Below are 17202 nucleotides of genomic sequence, written 5' to 3' on the forward strand. Positions count from 1 at the left end.
AAAATGCCCCTGTAATTTGCAGGGGCATTTTTATTTATAAATCTTGCAGTGGTCGCGGTTCTATTTTAGCTGGCTGATATTATCAAAAAAAGCTGTTTGCAGGTCAAGCAATGTTTTAACACTTACCTTTTCACCATAGGTATCAAAACAAAGGAACTTCGCTCTGGCGGTATCGTTGTCCTTCCATTTCTCAAAAAAATTAAAAGTTTCAAAAAAATAATGGTTGGTGGTTACTTTGCTCTTACCACTCGTTTGCGATGCATTAAGCCTAAAGCCAATAGCATCCGCCCATTTATGCACCTTGGCATGCAGAGACCCTCTTAAGTTATCCATAGGTTAAATGTTTTTAACGTTTAACGAAAAAATCGTGCCGCAAGTTATACCCTTGGATAAATAATTTTTAACAATGGTGGATAGCTTTTGTTAATATCTGTAACAGATTATTTTATTCCCCATAGAAATTTTTTTCCACAGAAATTAAAATATGAAACCAAATGTTAATAACCCCGTACAAGAGCCTAACACTCACAAATAGATATGGAAAAAAACAGACTTTTATTAGCCACAATAGCGCTTTGCTTTTTAACATTAGGCGCATGTAAAAAATCCACCACACCCGGGCCGCAAGGCCCCAAAGGCGAAACCGGGGCAAAGGGTGCTACAGGGCCTAAAGGCGCGCAAGGCCCGCAGGGCCCAACTGGTGCAACCGGCGCTACTGGCGCTACCGGTGCAACTGGCGCAACAGGGGCTACCGGACCTGCCGGGCCACAAGGGCCTCAGGGCCCGGCAGGCGCTACCGGAGCAACAGGGCCTGCCGGAGCTACCGGTGCAACAGGGCCGGCTGGGCCGCGCGGTCCGCAGGGGCCGGCTGGCCCGGCAGGTGCAAATGGTGCGCCCGGCCAGGACGGTGCGGATGGAAACGCCAATGTGCAAAGCTTTTTACTGGTAAATAAGGGCGTTACGTTAACCGGCTTAACACGGCTTAACATACCGGCGATAACCCAGGAAGTTGTTGACCAGGGCCTGGTATTGGTTTACTTTAGGGTAACCGGCGCTACCACCGGATATTATGCATTGCCGTACAGCGAAGCCGATCGCACCATCAGCGTATCAAATTATGGCGTGGGCTACGTGGATATTAAAGCAAACTTTACAGCTACCGGTTTAGATTTCAGGGTGGTTGTAATTCCAGGCACCTCGCTTAGCACATTATCAGTCACCCATCCGGGCTTAAACGTCCGCAACTTTAATCAGGTGGCGTCCGCTTTAAGGTTAAACTAAGGCTATTGTACATTAATACGTACAGTGTACACGTAAAAATTTGTATAAAGCCCTGCAATTGCGGGGCTTTTTTTGTTATAGTGTAACAATCCTATGGTTTAGATATTAAAATATGTAACAATGCTATGATTATTAAATATATGAAATTAATTAAGTGAACATTTGCACAATAAATGTGTCTATAGGGAACTGTAACAGCCCTTTATGTTATTAAAAATTATGAAATACTTATATTTAATATTAGCGTTAGTTTGCCTGAACGCTTTTAAAGCTGCAGCCCAGGAAAGGTCGGTTAGCGGAACTATAATTGATTCTACCAAGCTATCGCTTCCGGGCAGCAACATTAAGTTACGTAATGAACTTGGCGACAGCTCTGTTACCATTGCAGATGTAAATGGCAAGTTTACCTTTCCATCGGTAAAAGGGTCTAAAATTACCCTTACCATCAGCTCTATTGGTTACGAGGGGCTTATAAGGCACTATAACCTGCCTGCCGATAACAAGCCCGTGGTGTTCAATCCTATTATATTAAAGTCGGCAACCAGGCAGTTGGGCGCGGTTACTATTGTTGGGGTTAACCCCGTAGTATTTAAAGAAGATACCGTGCAATACAGCGTATCGGCCTACAAAGTGCGCGAAAATGCCCCTATAGAAGATGTATTAAAAAAAATACCCGGTGTTGATGTAGCCACCGACGGGACAGTATCATCGCAAGGCAAGCAAATCACCAAAGTAAGGGTTAACGGTAAAGACTTTTTTGGCGGCGACGTACAAAGCGCTACCAAGAACCTGCCCGCCGATGTTATTGAAAGCGTACAAATTATTGACGATTACGGCGACCAGGCAAATCTTACCGGCGTTAAAACCGGCGAACCGGATAAGATATTGAACTTTACTATCCGCAAGGATAAAAACTACGGGTATTTTGGGCAGGCAACAGCCGGTGACGGCTCTGACCTGTTACCAAAGAACCCGGGGGTAAAAAACGAGAACCGTTATATAGGATTGGTAAACTTTTTCAAGTTTAAAGGCGACCAACAGATATCCGTTTTGGGCAACCTTAACAATACCAACGTTAACACTTTTAGTTACGGCACGCCCACAAGCGGCGGCGGAAGCGGATTTGGCGGTGGCCGCGGCGGCCGTGGAAATGCCTTGCGCGGATCCGGCAGCTCCACTACAAATGCAAGCGGTATTACTAATGCCCGCTCAATCGGTGTTAATTTCAGGGACCAATGGGGCAAGGCTTTATCCGTTTATGGCAGTTACAGCTTCAGCAACAACTCTACCTATACTAATTCAACAAATAAGCAAACCAATAGCTCCAGCAACCCAAGCGTAAGTAACCAAACCAGCCAGGAAACAAGTACGCCGACAAACCACAGGTTCAACTTTAATTTTGAGTATAAACCCGATACCTTAAATTATTTAAAGGTTACCCCAAGTTTTAGTTATAGCGGATCGGATGTTACCAGTTTTGACAATGTGGTATCAACCAGAAACGATACTACAAATCTTGCTTATACTTCAAACTCCATAAGTAATTCAACCTCACCAAATTTTGGCTTAAACGGCTTTTATAATCACCGATTTAAAGGCAGCAGGCGTAACCTTAACATAGGTTTTAACGCTAACACCAGCAAAACTTCGGCATTTGATAACCCTATATATGATTATACATCGGGCGAGCCGACCGCGCCGATAAACCAGGTAATTTATACCAATAGCCGTACAAATACCTATGGGGTCAATTTTTCGTACCAGGAGCCCCTGGGCAAAGTTTCGTTCCTTGAACTTAACTATGCATTCAATCACTCTTATACAAGCAGCGATAAAGAAACCGATACGCTCTACAACACAGCACCTGATATGTACCATAAGTACGATTTGCTGAGCAACAATTACAACTATACTTTTACTACCAACCGCTTCGGCCTGAATTATCGCATCGTCGAAAAAAAGTATAATTTAACCTTAGGTATCGGCGGGCAGCCGGCAAAGCTAGATGGTGTAAACTTACTCAACAACGTTTCTACAAGCGTATCAACGTTCAACATTATCCCTGCGGCAAGTTTCAATTATAACTTTAGCCGCAGCCAATCGTTGCGCTTTAATTATAATGGCAGCAGCAGCCAGCCCTCATTTAACCAGCTGCAGCCGGTTATAGATTTCTCGAACGCGCTGTACCCTGTGCAAGGGAACCCTAACTTGAGGCCTGAGTTTTCTAATAACGTATCTTTGCGATATAATATGTTTAGCTTTCAAACCGGCAACATATTCCTGATCGGCGCAAACTACACGCAAACCGATCATCATATCGCGCAAAATGTAATTACTTACCCGTCGCGGTTCGACCCTGCAGTTTTAGCTGCAAATCCATCGCTTATAAACTTACAGAATACGAATCTTATACAATACTTAAATACCGACGGCTATTACCAGGCCCGCGCCAACGTTTTGTATTCTAAACCGTGGAGCGAGCGCAAATACACTTTAATATTGGGCGGCCAGGTTAGCTATACCAATAACATTGGGTTTGCGCAAAGTGTAACGGCATTGAATGTAATGACCCCGATAGAGAAGAATATTGCCAAAACACTTACCATTTCGCCTCAAGTGCGTTTTAGGGTAAATGTTAACGATATTATCGACGCTGAACTTTTTTCAAGGATGTCGATAAATAAAGTGAATAATTCATTAACAACTAACGGCTTTAACGAAAACACCAACATCCGCACCTTTGATTTGGGTGTTAATGGCAAAAACTATGTGTGGAAAGATTGGACGCTAAGCTATGATTATACCAAAACATTAAATTACGGCTACTCAAGCGATTTGAAAGTTAAAAACCCTAATATTTTTAATGCTTACGTTGAACGCAGGTTCTTAAAAGATCACCGCGGCACGCTACGTTTGGCGGCATACGACTTATTTAACGAGAACACCGGTTTTTCTGTGGTACAAAACGGAAGCATAAAAACCGAATCGAATGTAAATAAGCTTGGTCGTTATTTTTTATTGTCGTTTACCTTCCGCCTGCAGAAATTCTCGGGCAAGGCACCTTCCGCCGATCAGGGCCGCGGTATGAGGGGCGGCGATGGCGGCGGCAGGCCCCGCGACGAAGCCTTTTAGACAATGCTTTATAAACGAAAGAGCCATTCCGGGAATCGGGATGGCTCTTTTTAGTTTATAAAGCTAATTAGCTTTGTATTAATACAGAATTGATCACCCGTTCAAGTTCTTCCAGATCAAACGGCTTGGCCAGGTAAGTTTCAGCGCCGGCGTGGTCTGCAAGTAACTGTATATCGCTATTGGCCGAGAAATATACCACAGGAATATTTTTTAACGCGTCTTCTTTTTTAAGGGTTTGTGTAGCAATAATACCACCCGCATCAGGTATCCAGTTATCCATCAGTATCACATCCGGCGAAACGCCTGCAACCTTTTCAGCAATATCATTACAGTCGGTAAAGGTGTGAACTTCCCAGCCTTGCTCTTCTAAAATGTAACTACAAATTGATAGAATGTCTTCATCATCGTCAAAAATGACGATCTTTTTGGTTTTATCGCTCATGGGTAAATAGATGGGTGAAGCTATCAATAAGTTTTAAAAAAAGCAAATATTTAATTAGTAGTATAAAGTTGCTTGATCAGTGTGAGTTGTTACCCTCCACAATCGGGATTTAACACCCCTTACCAAAATTCTGTAATCTAATAACACTTTTGACCGTGCGTTTAAAATTCTATAACAAACCGTGGATTATGTTATAGTAGAAATTGATTTTATCTGCGTTTATTGATTTCTTGCCAGTCTATAGTGTCATGATTTTTAAAGTATCGATATATATTATCTGGATCGATCAAATGGGGCTCTTTTTCTATCCCATGATCGTGCAACCAATTTAAATAATTCTCATGTTTTAAAAAAGCCTTTACAAGGTTTTTAGCAGGCATCAATACAAACCAACCTTCCTTGACATTTTGATAATTTATAGCGGTGTTAACACCATGAACGAATATCATTTTATTATCAGAAACGCTTAATTGTTTAACGCCCGGTATCGAAAACAGTAGAGTGTCTGTGACAGAATGTATTAACCAATATTCATTCCCAGTGGCGGGAACTACTGCCTCATAAGGCTTAATCAGTGGTATTCTCGCAAAATCAAATCCTCCTTTCTGCGTATAAAATTCATCGACATCCGGCTGCTTATCCGTGCACGCACTTTGACAAAGCATGACGCATAAAAGTACTGGTAGCTGAATTATTTTTCTTTTCATTGTTTAATGGCCTCATCGCTACCCCGCCCAGCCTTCTCTATCCAAACTTCTGAAATGTATGGCTTCGGCAAGGTGCTCTAACAATATTTCTTCGCTGCCGGCCAGGTCGGCGATGGTGCGTGCAACTTTCAGGATGCGGTCATAAGCCCTGGCAGACAGGCCCAGCTTTTCCATCGCCTTTTTCAGCAGGGTTTGGCCGGCGGTTGTTATTTTACAAATATCCCTCACCATTTGTGGGCTCATCTGCGCGTTGGCATGCAGATCTGGCCGGTTACCGAACCGCTGTAGTTGCACCTCGCGGGCTTTCATCACCCTGTCGCGTATCAGTTCGCTTTTCTCGGCCAGCCTATCGGATGATAGCTCATTAAAGTTTACCGGCGTAACCTCTACATGCAGGTCAATACGGTCCAGAAGCGGGCCGGATATCTTGCTCAGATACTTTTGAACAGTGCCCGGCGGGCAGATGCATTCCTTCTCGGGATGGTTGTAATAACCGCATGGGCACGGGTTCATACTTGCCACTAACATAAAGCTGCTTGGGTAATCCACGGTGAATTTAGCACGCGATATGGTAACCCGGCGCTCTTCCAGCGGCTGGCGCATTACCTCAAGGGCGGTACGCTTAAACTCGGGCAATTCGTCTAAAAATAAAACACCGTTGTGCGCCAGCGATATTTCGCCGGGCTGAGGGTTGCTTCCGCCGCCAACCAATGCCACATCGCTTATAGTATGGTGCGGCGAACGGAACGGCCTGGTGGTAACCAGCGCATCGGCGGCTGAAAGCTTGCCTGCAACCGAGTGGATCTTGGTGGTCTCTAACGACTCGTGCAGGCTCAGTGGCGGCAATATAGATGGCAGCCTGCGCGCAAGCATGGTTTTACCGGCGCCCGGGGGGCCTATTAGTATTACGTTATGGCCGCCTGCGGCGGCAATTTCTAAAGCGCGTTTTATATTTTCCTGTCCGCGTACTTCACTAAAGTCGCTGTCGTAGGCGGTAAGGCTGTTAAAAAACTCGTCGCGGGTATTTACCACTTCGGGCTGCAGGGTGGTATCACCATTAAAAAAATCGGCTACCTGTTTAATGTTTTCTACGCCGTAAACTTCCAGGTCGTTAACAATAGCAGCCTCGCGCGCGTTTTGTTTTGGCAGGATAAAACCCTTAAATCCTTCTTTACGTGCCTGTATCGCAATGGGTAAAGCACCTTTAATGGGTTGTAAACCACCATCAAGCGATAGCTCGCCCATGATAAGGTACTTGTCCAATTCTTCAGCCTCAATCTGGCCTGATGCGGCTAAAACACCTGTAGCAATAGTGAGATCATAAGCCGAACCCTCTTTTTTAATGTCAGCAGGCGCCATGTTAACCACCACCTGTTGGCGCGGCATTCGGTAGCCGCAGTTTTTTAGCGCCGACTCGATACGGAAGTAACTTTCTTTTACAGCTATATCAGGCAAGCCCACTATAAAATACTTGGTTCCTGCCGCAATATTCACTTCAACTGTAATGGTAATAGCCTGTATACCATAAACCGCACTTCCAAAGGTCTTAACTAACACGTGATAGGATTTTTATAAACCGAAAGATATAGAATTTATTTGAGGCCCTAATTGAAATATTGATTATTCTTCATCAACCGGCTAATGACCGGAATTTCTTGAAAAAACCTGAAAATTCCTTACTTTTTTCCGGGTAAATCCGAATTATTTATACCGCTTATCAGTGTTATCAAATCGCCCGGCGCGTTTGCCGGGTTTGGTACGAAATGATTGCGGGCCTCCCTTTTTAAAACCATTCGTTTTTTAAAAAGTTACTTATTTACAGGATGAATTTCTGCAGACAGTAAAATGCAAGATCAGCTCAAACAACAAGCTACACCCATAATGATCGGGGCCGAGGTTTTTATTGAACCCGGGCAGACCGCCGAAGAAATACACCTTTGGTTTAGCCGCCTGAAAGAGGCCGGCATGACGGTTACCCGTATCCGTTTATTTGAAACCTATATGCGCCGGCCCGACGGTAAATGGGATTTTGCTTTATTTGATGAAGCTTACAAAGCCGCCGAAAAATATGGCATCAGGGTTTATGGCAACCTTTTCCCAGCTACGGCCTTCAACGACCTGGGGGGACTAAAGTTCCCTAAGGATGAGGACCACCTGGGCGCCATTGAGCGGTATATAGAGAACGTGGTTAACCATTTTAAACAATTTAAAGCCTGTTATGGCTGGGTGCCGGTAAACGAACCCGGCGTTGGTCATTTTCCGCAAGAACAATTTGCTACCGATAAATACCGCGAGTGGAAAGCCGGGCAGGCTGCGGTTGAATATAACAGCGGGGGCTACGATCATTTTGATTTCGCCGACGAGCGTTTTCACCTGTATTACAACACCTGGTTCCTGCAATGGATAACCCACGAGATACACAAACACCACCCGGGCAGCATTATTCATGTAAACAACCATGCTATTTTTAAGAATGCCGCCGAGTACGATTTTACAAGCTGGCGCGATTTTTTGACCAGCCTTGGCGGCTCGGCGCATGCCAGCTGGCATTTCAGCTATTTCAACCGCGGGCAGTATGCCTTAGCCATTTCGGCAAACTGCCAGATCATCCGCTCGGGCGCGGGCAATATCCCCTGGTTCATGACCGAACTGCAGGGCGGCAACAATACCTATAGCGGCTTTTTATCGCTTTGCCCCACCAAAGAAGAGATATGCCAGTGGTTATGGATAGCCATCGGCAGCGAAAGCCGGGGCGCCATTTTCTGGTGCCTTAACCCACGTTCGTCTGGCATAGAAGCCGGGGAATGGGCCATGCTTAATTACCATAATGAACCGTCGGACAGATTATTGGCCGCGGCCGAGGTTATAAACACCGTAGATGAGCATATTGCCTTTTTCGAAAAGGCCACAGAGGTTGAATCCGGCGTTAATGTACTTTACACCCGCGAATCGTTGTGGATAGAAAAAACCCTGCAGATGGGTGGCAAAAGCTACGAGGGCCGGGATGAAGGCGGGGTAATGAAATCGGCCCTGGCTTATTTTGAAGCCTTGAGCGAGGCTGGTGTGCAGGCAAACTTTAAAGAGATCAGCGAGTTTGATTTTTCTAAAGATGACTACCGTGGCATGGCTATCATCTTAGCCCACCAGGTTTCTATCCCCTCAAAGTACTGGCCTTTACTAACATCATTTGTACAGAAGGGCGGAAGGCTAATTGCCGATGGCCTGACAGGATATTATGACGAGAACGCGGTTGCAACAATGCGCTTAGGTTTCCCTTTGAGGGATCTGCTGGGTGCGGATGTTATGGAATATAAAGCCATTGACAATATGGAAGAAATGGTGACAGATGGCATCGCTCTGCCGGCGTATCAATGGAAAGCGTCGTTAAAAACTACTACCGCCACACCCATCGCAAATAAGAACGGAGAGGTAACTGCCACCCGGAATAATTTTGGAGATGGCGCCGTTTACTGGCTGCCTACCCTTATTGGTCTTGGCAGCAGGATACTCGGCGAATATGATCACCTGAACCGTTTTATAGCCAAAGCGCTCGATAATGAGATGTTAACCCTGCCTTTTGTTTTTGAAGAGCCGCAACAGGGCGTATTAATGAAAGTGCTCAGCGCAGGTAAAGAGGTGGTAACCATCATCATCAATAAGGCAACTGTAAGGCGCGAGTTTAAGCTGTTGGTAAAAGATGCCTCTTTACAGCCTATTGTGATCTTCGCAAATAATGGTGGTAAAGCGGGCGGGCACCACATTAGCATACAGGCCGAAGAAACGCTGGTAATAAAATGGGTGTAACGGGTTATTTTTTTAATTTAGCCCGCTATCTGCTCCCCTTAACATGAAAAAGATTTCCCTGTTCTTGTATATTGCTGTTGCTGTTGCAATAAGCGCAAATGCTCAATCAACCAAAGCTATAATCCCGTTGGGCGGTAATGCATGGGCCACCGGGAGCGCGGTGATAACGGATGCCGGTTTAACAAACTGGAAAAGCCCTCACGATGTAACAAGCATATACCTTAGGGTTAGTGCCGCGCAAAAGCTGTCGCTGGCATTAATGCTGCGTGTACCCGCGGGTAAAAGCAAGATCAGTATAAGTATTGGTAAAAACACGGTTATAAAGCAAATAAACAATACTGTCTTCGATACATTAAACATTGGCGACGTAATGGTAAAGCCGGGTTATCTAAAGATAGACCTGAAAGGGGTTAGCAAAACAGGTGATGTTTATGCCGATGTGGCAGACCTTTTGGTTAACAATATAAACCCGGAGAATGAGCTTACTTACGTAAAAACAGGGACATCGTTTCATTTTGGGCGCAGGGGGCCTTCTGTGCATTTGCGTTACAATATCCCGCCTGAATTAAAAAAAGATGTTAAGTGGTTTTACAACGAAATAACCGTTCCGCGAAAAATGGATGTGATAGGCTCTTATTTTATGGCGGATGGTTTCAACGGGGGATATTTTGGGATGCAGGTTAACTCGGCTACCGAGCGAAGGATATTGTTTTCAGTATGGAGCCCCTTCAATACCGACGACCCCAAAAGCATCCCCGATAGCTTGAAGATAAAGCTGTTAAAAAAAGGAAAGGCCGTACACGGTGGCGAGTTTGGCGATGAAGGTTCTGGCGGCCAAAGTTACATGAACTACCCATGGGTAGCAGGCCAAACCTACGGTTTTTTACTGGGCGCCGAGCCTGACAGTTTGCACAACACCACTACTTATACGGCCTGGTTTAAAGAAGTTAGCACGGGCAACTGGCAATTGATTGCCAGTTTTGCCAGGCCAAAAACCAACAGTTATTTAAGCGGACTCTACTCGTTTGTAGAAAATTTCGAACCTGATAACGGCGACAAAGTGCGTATGGCCCTTTTTACCGGCCACTGGCTGGCCGATAGCAACGGCAAATGGCACCAATCGCCCGGGGCTACCTATACCGGCGACGAAACTGCCCGAAAAAACTATCGGAAGGACTATGCGGGCGGCTTAAAAGATGGCAAGCTTTACCTCAGGAACGGTGGTTTTTTCGATGACCTGGTTCCGCTGAATCAACATTTTATGCCGGCCACTACCACACCTCAACCGATCATCGATTTTAAAAGCCTACCCCGGTAATGCCTTTGATCTTTTGAATTTTTTTGCCGCTGCATGTTCAGCATCTTCCTGTATTCTGAAGGCCACGATCTTTGCGATCAGCTCAGTTGGCAGTGGCTCGCTGTGCGGAAACTGCACCGACCCTTTTGCCCCCTTGTATGCTGCCAGCTCGTGCTTAAACTTTGCTATGCCGCTGGCTCCCGGGTAAAAACCAACATGGCTTTCCCATCCCCCAAAATATACCAGGTTGCCATACTGTTTGTAAGCAGGCATACTATAGCTGATAATTTCTTTGGCCTGCGGGGCAGCTTTTGTGATGATCTCCCGCATTTGGCGCAGCCTTTTTTGTACACCGGCAGGAAAGCTGCCGATGTACTCGTCAACATCTTCTGGTTTTTTCATTGTGATTGAATAATAACAATTATCTTTTGCTCATATCCATAAACAGCGCGTTCCAACGGTGGCCGTCAGGGTCTGTAAACGCACAGCCATACATCCAGCCCTGAATTTCGGCAGGCGGGGCAAAAACATTGCCGCCGGCGGCTGTTACTTTACGGGCAACCTCTTCTACTTCTTCGCGGCTTTCGGCGCTGAAAGAAAAGATCACTTCGGTGCCCTTGGCGGTATCTGATATAGGGTTTTGAGTTGCTCCCTTAAATACATTTTCCACAATAAGCATCACAATAGTTTCTTTTGTTCCAACTACAAGCGGCGCCATGGTATCGCTGTTACCGGGGCCGTCTTTAAAGCCAAAACCAATAGCATTAAAAAATTCTCTCGAGCGGTTAATATCTTTTACCGGCAGGTTCATCCATAGGTCTTTTGTCATGGTGTTTCGTTTAAATGGTTAATATATTCAAATATAGGGGTGTTTTCATATCCCCATGGGGTGTAATTGCGACCAGTTAAAGGGTAAATGCGGACAAACCGCTTACCAGTTAAAGGTATATTAATGTGCCTGTATATTGATGTTATTACATGGACAATGATGAGCCGTATCAAATATTTTTTCATATTTGGCAAAACATTACCTTTAACATCGCTGCCTGTGAATATCGATCTTACAAATTGTGATAGGGAACCAATACACATACCCGGCAAAATACAATCGCATGGTTTTTTGATCGTGATTGACGGGGGGTGCATTATTCAGTATCACAGCGAGAACATATCAGATTACCTTGATGATATGCCTGCCGAATTGTTAGGCCGACACGTTAACAGCATTGAGCCCCTGATAGGCAAAAACGAACCGCCCGATTTCATCAATCAACTGATAGTGTTTGGCCGCACAAATGGCTTTGAACAAACAAATCCTTTCAATACCGATATTCAAGGCAAATTATTTCACCTTATCATCTCAGTTTCGGCCGATAAATACCTGCTGGAGTTTGAGCCTGCACGTTCTGACAGCAGGACTGATGTGCATAAAATGATAGGGCGTTCCATATCAGAAATGCTTGCCGATAAAAGTCTGCAAAACCTTTTAAATAACAGCGCGGCACAGGTTAAAAGCATTATTGGTTACGATAGGGTGATGATATATCGCTTTGCCGAAGATGGGCATGGCGAAGTAATTGCAGAGGCCAGGAACCCGGACCTGCAATCGTGGCTGGGCCTGCACTATCCCGCATCTGATATCCCTAAGCAGGCACGCGAACTTTACAAGCATAACTTAACCCGCTTAATTGCGAATGTAAACACAGAGGCAACCGGTATTTTAACATCGGCAGATAATGATGTGCCGCTGGATATGACAAACGCGCAATTGCGCGCGGTATCGCCCATCCATATCCAGTACCTTAAAAACATGGGGGTCGATTCGAGTTTTAGCATCTCGCTGCTCTATAAAAAAGAGCTGTGGGGATTAATAGCATGTCATAATTATTCGCCGCGCTTTATTGATTACCGCTCCCGCGAATCGGCAAAGCTCATTGGTCAGATACTATCATCCGCGCTGGAATTCAGGCAGGACGAAGAAAACCAGCAGCTGCAGGAACGCTATAAGAGCGCGGTTGACCAACTAAGCCGGCTAATGCTGAAGGATAATAATATTGAGTATGCCTTAACCGGGCACAATGTTACCCTTTTAAACACTGTAGATGCAACAGGCGCCGTGCTGATCTTTGAGAATAGTGTTACGAAGCTGGGCATAACCCCAACGGATACTCAAATAAGCGGGCTTGTACACTGGCTAAAAAACAACGTTGCTGAAACTTTTTATTACACCAGCAAGCTTCCTTCGGAGTTTGCCGAAGCCGCCCTTTACCGCGATGTGGCATCGGGCATTATGGTTAGTATGCTGTCGCGCGAGTTGGGCGAATATGTAATTTGGTTCAAACCCGAGCTTCGGCAAACCATCACCTGGGCCGGAAACCCCGAAAAACCTGTGGAAGTAAATGCTGATGGCATATCGCATATATCGCCGCGCCATTCTTTCGAAGCCTGGTCGCAAACGGTATCAGGCACCTCAAAAAAATGGACTAATGAAGAGATTAAGTCCGCGGTTCGCTTACGAAGCGAGATCACTTATGCTATCAATCAAAAAGCCGGTGCTATCCGCCTGCTAAATGAGAAGTTAAAGCAAGCATACGAAGAACTGGATACCTTCAGTTTCACCATATCGCACGATCTTAAAAACCCAATATCGATCATTAAAAGCTTTACACAAATTTTGCTTAGGGATGCTGATATGAAGCCGCAGACTGTAAAAATATTGGAACGCATAAATAAGGGCACAGATAAAATGAACAATATGATCAACGAGGTGCTTGATTATTCGCGCATCGGCCGGTCGGAGTTAGTTCTGTCAGAGGTAGACCCTGCGCAAATGATAAACGATACGGTGCGAGATCTGCTTTTGATATACAATCTTGACGAAGGCAGTATAAATATTGGCAATACCCCTAAAATACAGGGCGACCCGGTGATGCTTTCGCAAGTTTTTTCTAATATCATCAGCAACGCGGTAAAATACTCAACAATGGCCCGGCCCCAGCGGGTAAGTATCGCGGGTATAGAAAACGACGAAGAAGTGATCTACACCATAAGCGATAATGGGCTGGGTATAGATATAAAGCAGCTGCCCCGCATATTTGAGCTGTTTCACCGTACAGATAATGTGGGCGATATAGAAGGCACTGGCGTTGGGCTTGCTATTGTAAAACGTATTGTAGAGAAGCACCGCGGTAAAATATGGGTTGACAGCGAGCCGGGTAAGGGCTCTACCTTTACCATCGCGTTTAAAAAACAGGTGCTTTATTAAACCAATAATAAAATTTTGAAAAAGTTTCGTTAGCGGCGGCTGTTACCACAGCTTCCTGCTCGGGGGTGTGGCACTGGGTGTCAAGCACTTTCTTAAAGGAGGCCCACATCTCATCCGTTTTATCACCATAGCCGGAGAAAAACGACAGCCCCATATCCGTCCCTAACTGCTGTTGTATCATTTTACTAATTATCTTTCCGCCAAGGGATGAGCCTTCAATAACATATAAAGCGCCAAGCGCTTGTAACTGGCTATGTATGGCCGGCAAATTATACCCCGTTGCTATTGCAGGCACTGTGCCTCCTAATATCAAAATATCATTGGCAATAGCCTGTGTTTTGCGCCGTTCTGTACCATCGGCTAAGCTCTTGTCATCAATAGCATTATCCATCAACATTTCCAAACCGCCAAAATAACCGTAGAAAAGCTGCAAAAGCGTAATGTACTCCGAAACCGACCGAATAGCTCTTAACTGCCCAATAAGCGCTTTTTCCAATGCCTGGTGATTGTGTTTTGTTTCTTCTTTCAATTTATCTGACAGCATAGGCTTTTGTTAATTTAACGCTCACGCATTTAACCTGGCAAATTGCTGAGCTATGACCCTTCTTCCGAACCTTTGGTGGTGTTGGCGACTCCATTAAAGGTATAATTATTTTGTGAGGCTTTAACCTAGGCAGCCTTAAGTAGGTATAAACATTAATAATAGCATATTTTGTTTTTATAATATGGTTAACTGTACCGCTGCTCAAAATGTTTAAATACTTGATAAATACATTTATAATATATATTATTGTGTATTATTGACACAATAAGATGTAACTGTGTTATAGTAAACCAATTAAGCCATATAGGCGCATACGCCTTGCTGGAACCGCTTTAACCCTGAAAAGTGTTTTTATGAGAAGAAATTACCTGTTGCTTTTGGCATTATTGCCATACTGTGCATCGGCACAAACAAAAAGATGGACTGAAACAAAAACAGGCACCATTGCCCTGGTAACCAACAAAGGCGGCCAAAGCCTGGGTTACTCTACCGTGTCGGGTGTTAAAATACTTACCGTTGATGGGTTGGCATTTAAAGACCTGAACAAAAACGGCAAACTGGATAAGTATGAAGACTGGCGCTTGCCGGTTGATGTGCGTGCCAAAGACCTTGCTTCGAAAATGAGCGTTGAACAAATTGCGGGGCTGATGCTTTACAGCCGCCATCAAATGATCCCCAGCATCCCTGTTGGGCCGTTTGCGGGTACTTATAACGGAAAAAAGCTGGAGGAAAGCGGCGCAAACCCATATGACCTCTCTGATCAGCAGAAACAGTTTTTAGCGAATGACAACGTACGCCACGTGCTTGTTACCTCGGTGCAAAGCCCTGAAGTTGCCGCAAGGTGGAGCAACAACGTGCAGGCCTTTGTAGAGGGTATTGGTATGGGTATCCCGGCTAATAACAGCTCGGACCCGAGGCACGGCACCGTAGCCAATGCCGAATTTAATGCAGGGGCAGGGGGCAATATCTCTATGTGGCCCGGTTCGCTGGGCATGGCCGCTACCTTTGACCCATCAGTGACGCAAAACTTTGGGCACATTGCCGCGCAGGAGTACAGGGCGCTGGGCATTGCAACCGCGTTATCGCCGCAGGTTGATATAGCTACCGACCCGCGCTGGAACCGCGTAAGCGGAACCTTTGGCGAAGACCCGCAGTTGGCCGCGGATATGGCACGCGCATATATAGATGGCTTCCAAACCTCAACAGGTGCTAAAGAAATTGCCAACGGATGGGGATATAACAGCGTTAATGCTATGGTAAAACACTGGCCTGGCGGCGGCGCAGGCGAAGGCGGCCGCGACGCCCATTACGGGTTTGGCAAATATGCCGTTTACCCAGGTAACAATTTCAATGAAGCGATGATACCCTTTACACAAGGCGCCTTTAAGCTTTCGGGCAAAACCGGGATGGCAGCGGCGGTGATGCCTTATTATACCATCAGCTTTAACCAGGATACCAAAAACCACGAAAACGTGGCCAACAATTACAACAAATACATAATTACCGACCTGCTGCGCAATAAATATCATTACGACGGCGTGGTTTGTACCGACTGGCTGGTAACCGGCGACGAAACGGTTATCAATAGCTTTTTGTCGGGTAAATCATGGGGGATGGAAAAGGCTACCGTTGCCGGGCGTCACTACAAGATACTGATGGCCGGGGTTGACCAGTTTGGTGGCAACAACGATATGGTACCTGTATTAGATGCGTACAAAATGGGCGTAAAAGAACACGGCGAGGCATTTATGCGCGCCCGTTTCGAGCAATCGGCTGTGCGTTTATTACGTGGAAGTTTCCGTACAGGATTATTTGAGAACCCATACCTCGACGTGGAAACAACAAAGAAAACGGTAGGTAATCCGGAATTTATGAGGGCGGGTTACGAGGCGCAGCTAAAGTCGATTGTGATGCTCAAAAACAAGGGCAATGTATTGCCGTTGCCAACCGGCAAAACCGTTTATGTGCCTAAAAAATTCACCCCTGCAGGAAAAAACTTTTTGGGGATGCCGACACCTGAAAAGCTGGAATACCCGGTGAATATAGAAACGGTTAAAAAATACTTTAAAGTAACCGATAACCCGGACGAGGCAGATTACGCGCTGGTATTTATAAGCAGCCCTATCGGCCACGGTGGCTACAGCGAAGATGACGCAAAAAGCGGGGGCAATGGTTATTTGCCGATTTCTTTACAATATGAAAAGTACACTGCCGAAACCGCGCGCGACACCAGTATTGCGGGTGGAGATCCGCTCGAAAAATTCACCAACCGCAGTTATAAAGGCAAATCCGAAACGTCAACCAACGTAACCGATATGGCTATGGTTAATGATACCTACGCCAAAATGAAGGGCAAGCCGGTTATAGTTTCAGTGAACCTGAAAAACCCAATGGTATTTGCCGAGATCGAAAAACAAGCTAACGCGATAATTGCCGATTTTGATGTGCAGGGCCAAGCCAGTCTGGATATTATTACCGGCAAGGCAGAACCATCTGCGTTACTGCCGCTGCAAATGCCATTGGATATGAAGGTAGTAGAAGCACAATACGAGGATGTACCGCACGATATGAAATGTTATACTGATTCGGAGGGCCATACGTACGATTTTGGCTACGGCTTAAATTGGAAAGGGATCATTAAAGACAGCCGCACGTCAAAGTATAGCAAACCCGCTGCAAAACCGTAAATTCGATAATTACATAGTTTAAGGACTTTTAAAGTTATCAAAT

Annotated in this window: 13 protein-coding genes; 6 read left to right on the forward strand and 7 right to left on the reverse strand. The window is 45.4% G+C overall.

The features are described 5' to 3' along the window. Positions 1-60: 60 nt before the first annotated feature. Positions 61-333: a hypothetical protein gene (locus tag GWR56_RS04215; RefSeq protein ID WP_162429913.1), complete on the reverse strand. Its 273-nt coding sequence runs from the start codon at positions 331-333 to the stop codon at positions 61-63. A gap of 204 nt (positions 334-537) precedes the next feature. On the opposite strand from GWR56_RS04215, the gene GWR56_RS04220 reads away from it, so the two are divergent. Then, a complete protein-coding gene (locus GWR56_RS04220) occupies positions 538-1281 on the forward strand; it encodes a collagen-like protein (RefSeq protein ID WP_162429914.1) in 744 nt (247 codons plus the stop codon). A gap of 219 nt (positions 1282-1500) precedes the next feature. Further along, on the forward strand, positions 1501-4413 hold the full coding sequence (locus GWR56_RS04225; RefSeq protein WP_162429915.1) for an outer membrane beta-barrel protein: 2913 nt from the start codon (positions 1501-1503) through the stop codon (positions 4411-4413). A 67-nt stretch (positions 4414-4480) separates the two neighbouring features. Here the strand turns inward: GWR56_RS04225 and GWR56_RS04230 are convergent, their stop codons facing one another. The 3 genes from GWR56_RS04230 to GWR56_RS04240 all read right to left on the reverse strand — a co-directional run bounded on the left by GWR56_RS04230 (position 4481) and on the right by GWR56_RS04240 (position 7119). Beyond that, positions 4481-4855 carry a response regulator gene (locus tag GWR56_RS04230; RefSeq protein WP_162429916.1) on the reverse strand — a complete coding sequence of 125 codons (375 nt, stop codon included), beginning with the start codon at positions 4853-4855 and terminating at the stop codon, positions 4481-4483. A 209-nt stretch (positions 4856-5064) separates the two neighbouring features. Then, positions 5065-5562 carry a hypothetical protein gene (locus GWR56_RS04235; protein ID WP_162429917.1) on the reverse strand — a complete coding sequence of 166 codons (498 nt, stop codon included), beginning with the start codon at positions 5560-5562 and terminating at the stop codon, positions 5065-5067. Positions 5563-5580: 18 nt separating this feature from the next. Beyond that, positions 5581-7119, reverse strand: coding sequence for a YifB family Mg chelatase-like AAA ATPase (locus GWR56_RS04240; protein WP_162429918.1), 1539 nt, complete (start codon positions 7117-7119; stop codon positions 5581-5583). Positions 7120-7407: 288 nt separating this feature from the next. Here GWR56_RS04240 and GWR56_RS04245 point away from each other — a divergent pair, with 288 nt between their 5' ends. Together GWR56_RS04245 and GWR56_RS04250 are read left to right on the forward strand one after the other, a co-directional pair. Beyond that, a complete protein-coding gene (locus GWR56_RS04245) occupies positions 7408-9366 on the forward strand; it encodes a beta-galactosidase trimerization domain-containing protein (protein WP_162429919.1) in 1959 nt (652 codons plus the stop codon). Positions 9367-9409: 43 nt separating this feature from the next. Continuing rightward, entirely contained in the window at positions 9410-10684 is a 1275-nt protein-coding gene (locus tag GWR56_RS04250; protein ID WP_162429920.1) for a DUF3472 domain-containing protein, read from the forward strand. Here GWR56_RS04250 and GWR56_RS04255 read toward each other — a convergent pair. After that, complete coding sequence (locus tag GWR56_RS04255) at positions 10673-11065, reverse strand: iron chaperone (protein WP_162429921.1); 393 nt, start codon at positions 11063-11065, stop codon at positions 10673-10675. The genes GWR56_RS04250 and GWR56_RS04255 overlap by 12 nt on opposite strands. A gap of 19 nt (positions 11066-11084) precedes the next feature. Beyond that, positions 11085-11492, reverse strand: a complete 408-nt coding sequence (locus GWR56_RS04260; protein ID WP_162429922.1) for a VOC family protein — start codon at positions 11490-11492, stop codon at positions 11085-11087. 123 nt (positions 11493-11615) lie between these two features. On the opposite strand from GWR56_RS04260, the gene GWR56_RS04265 reads away from it, so the two are divergent. Further along, entirely contained in the window at positions 11616-13928 is a 2313-nt protein-coding gene (locus GWR56_RS04265) for an ATP-binding protein (protein ID WP_238395301.1), read from the forward strand. Here GWR56_RS04265 and GWR56_RS04270 read toward each other — a convergent pair. Continuing rightward, positions 13906-14472 (reverse strand): biliverdin-producing heme oxygenase, encoded by a 567-nt coding sequence (locus GWR56_RS04270; RefSeq protein WP_162429923.1) that lies wholly within the window; start codon positions 14470-14472, stop codon positions 13906-13908. The two genes, GWR56_RS04265 and GWR56_RS04270, sit on opposite strands and share 23 nt — an antisense overlap. A 353-nt stretch (positions 14473-14825) precedes the next feature. Here GWR56_RS04270 and GWR56_RS04275 point away from each other — a divergent pair, with 353 nt between their 5' ends. Next, positions 14826-17159 (forward strand): glycoside hydrolase family 3 N-terminal domain-containing protein, encoded by a 2334-nt coding sequence (locus GWR56_RS04275; protein ID WP_162429924.1) that lies wholly within the window; start codon positions 14826-14828, stop codon positions 17157-17159. Positions 17160-17202 lie beyond the last annotated feature (43 nt).

It is taken from the genome of Mucilaginibacter sp. 14171R-50, assembly GCF_010093045.1.
Lineage (GTDB): Bacteria > Bacteroidota > Bacteroidia > Sphingobacteriales > Sphingobacteriaceae > Mucilaginibacter.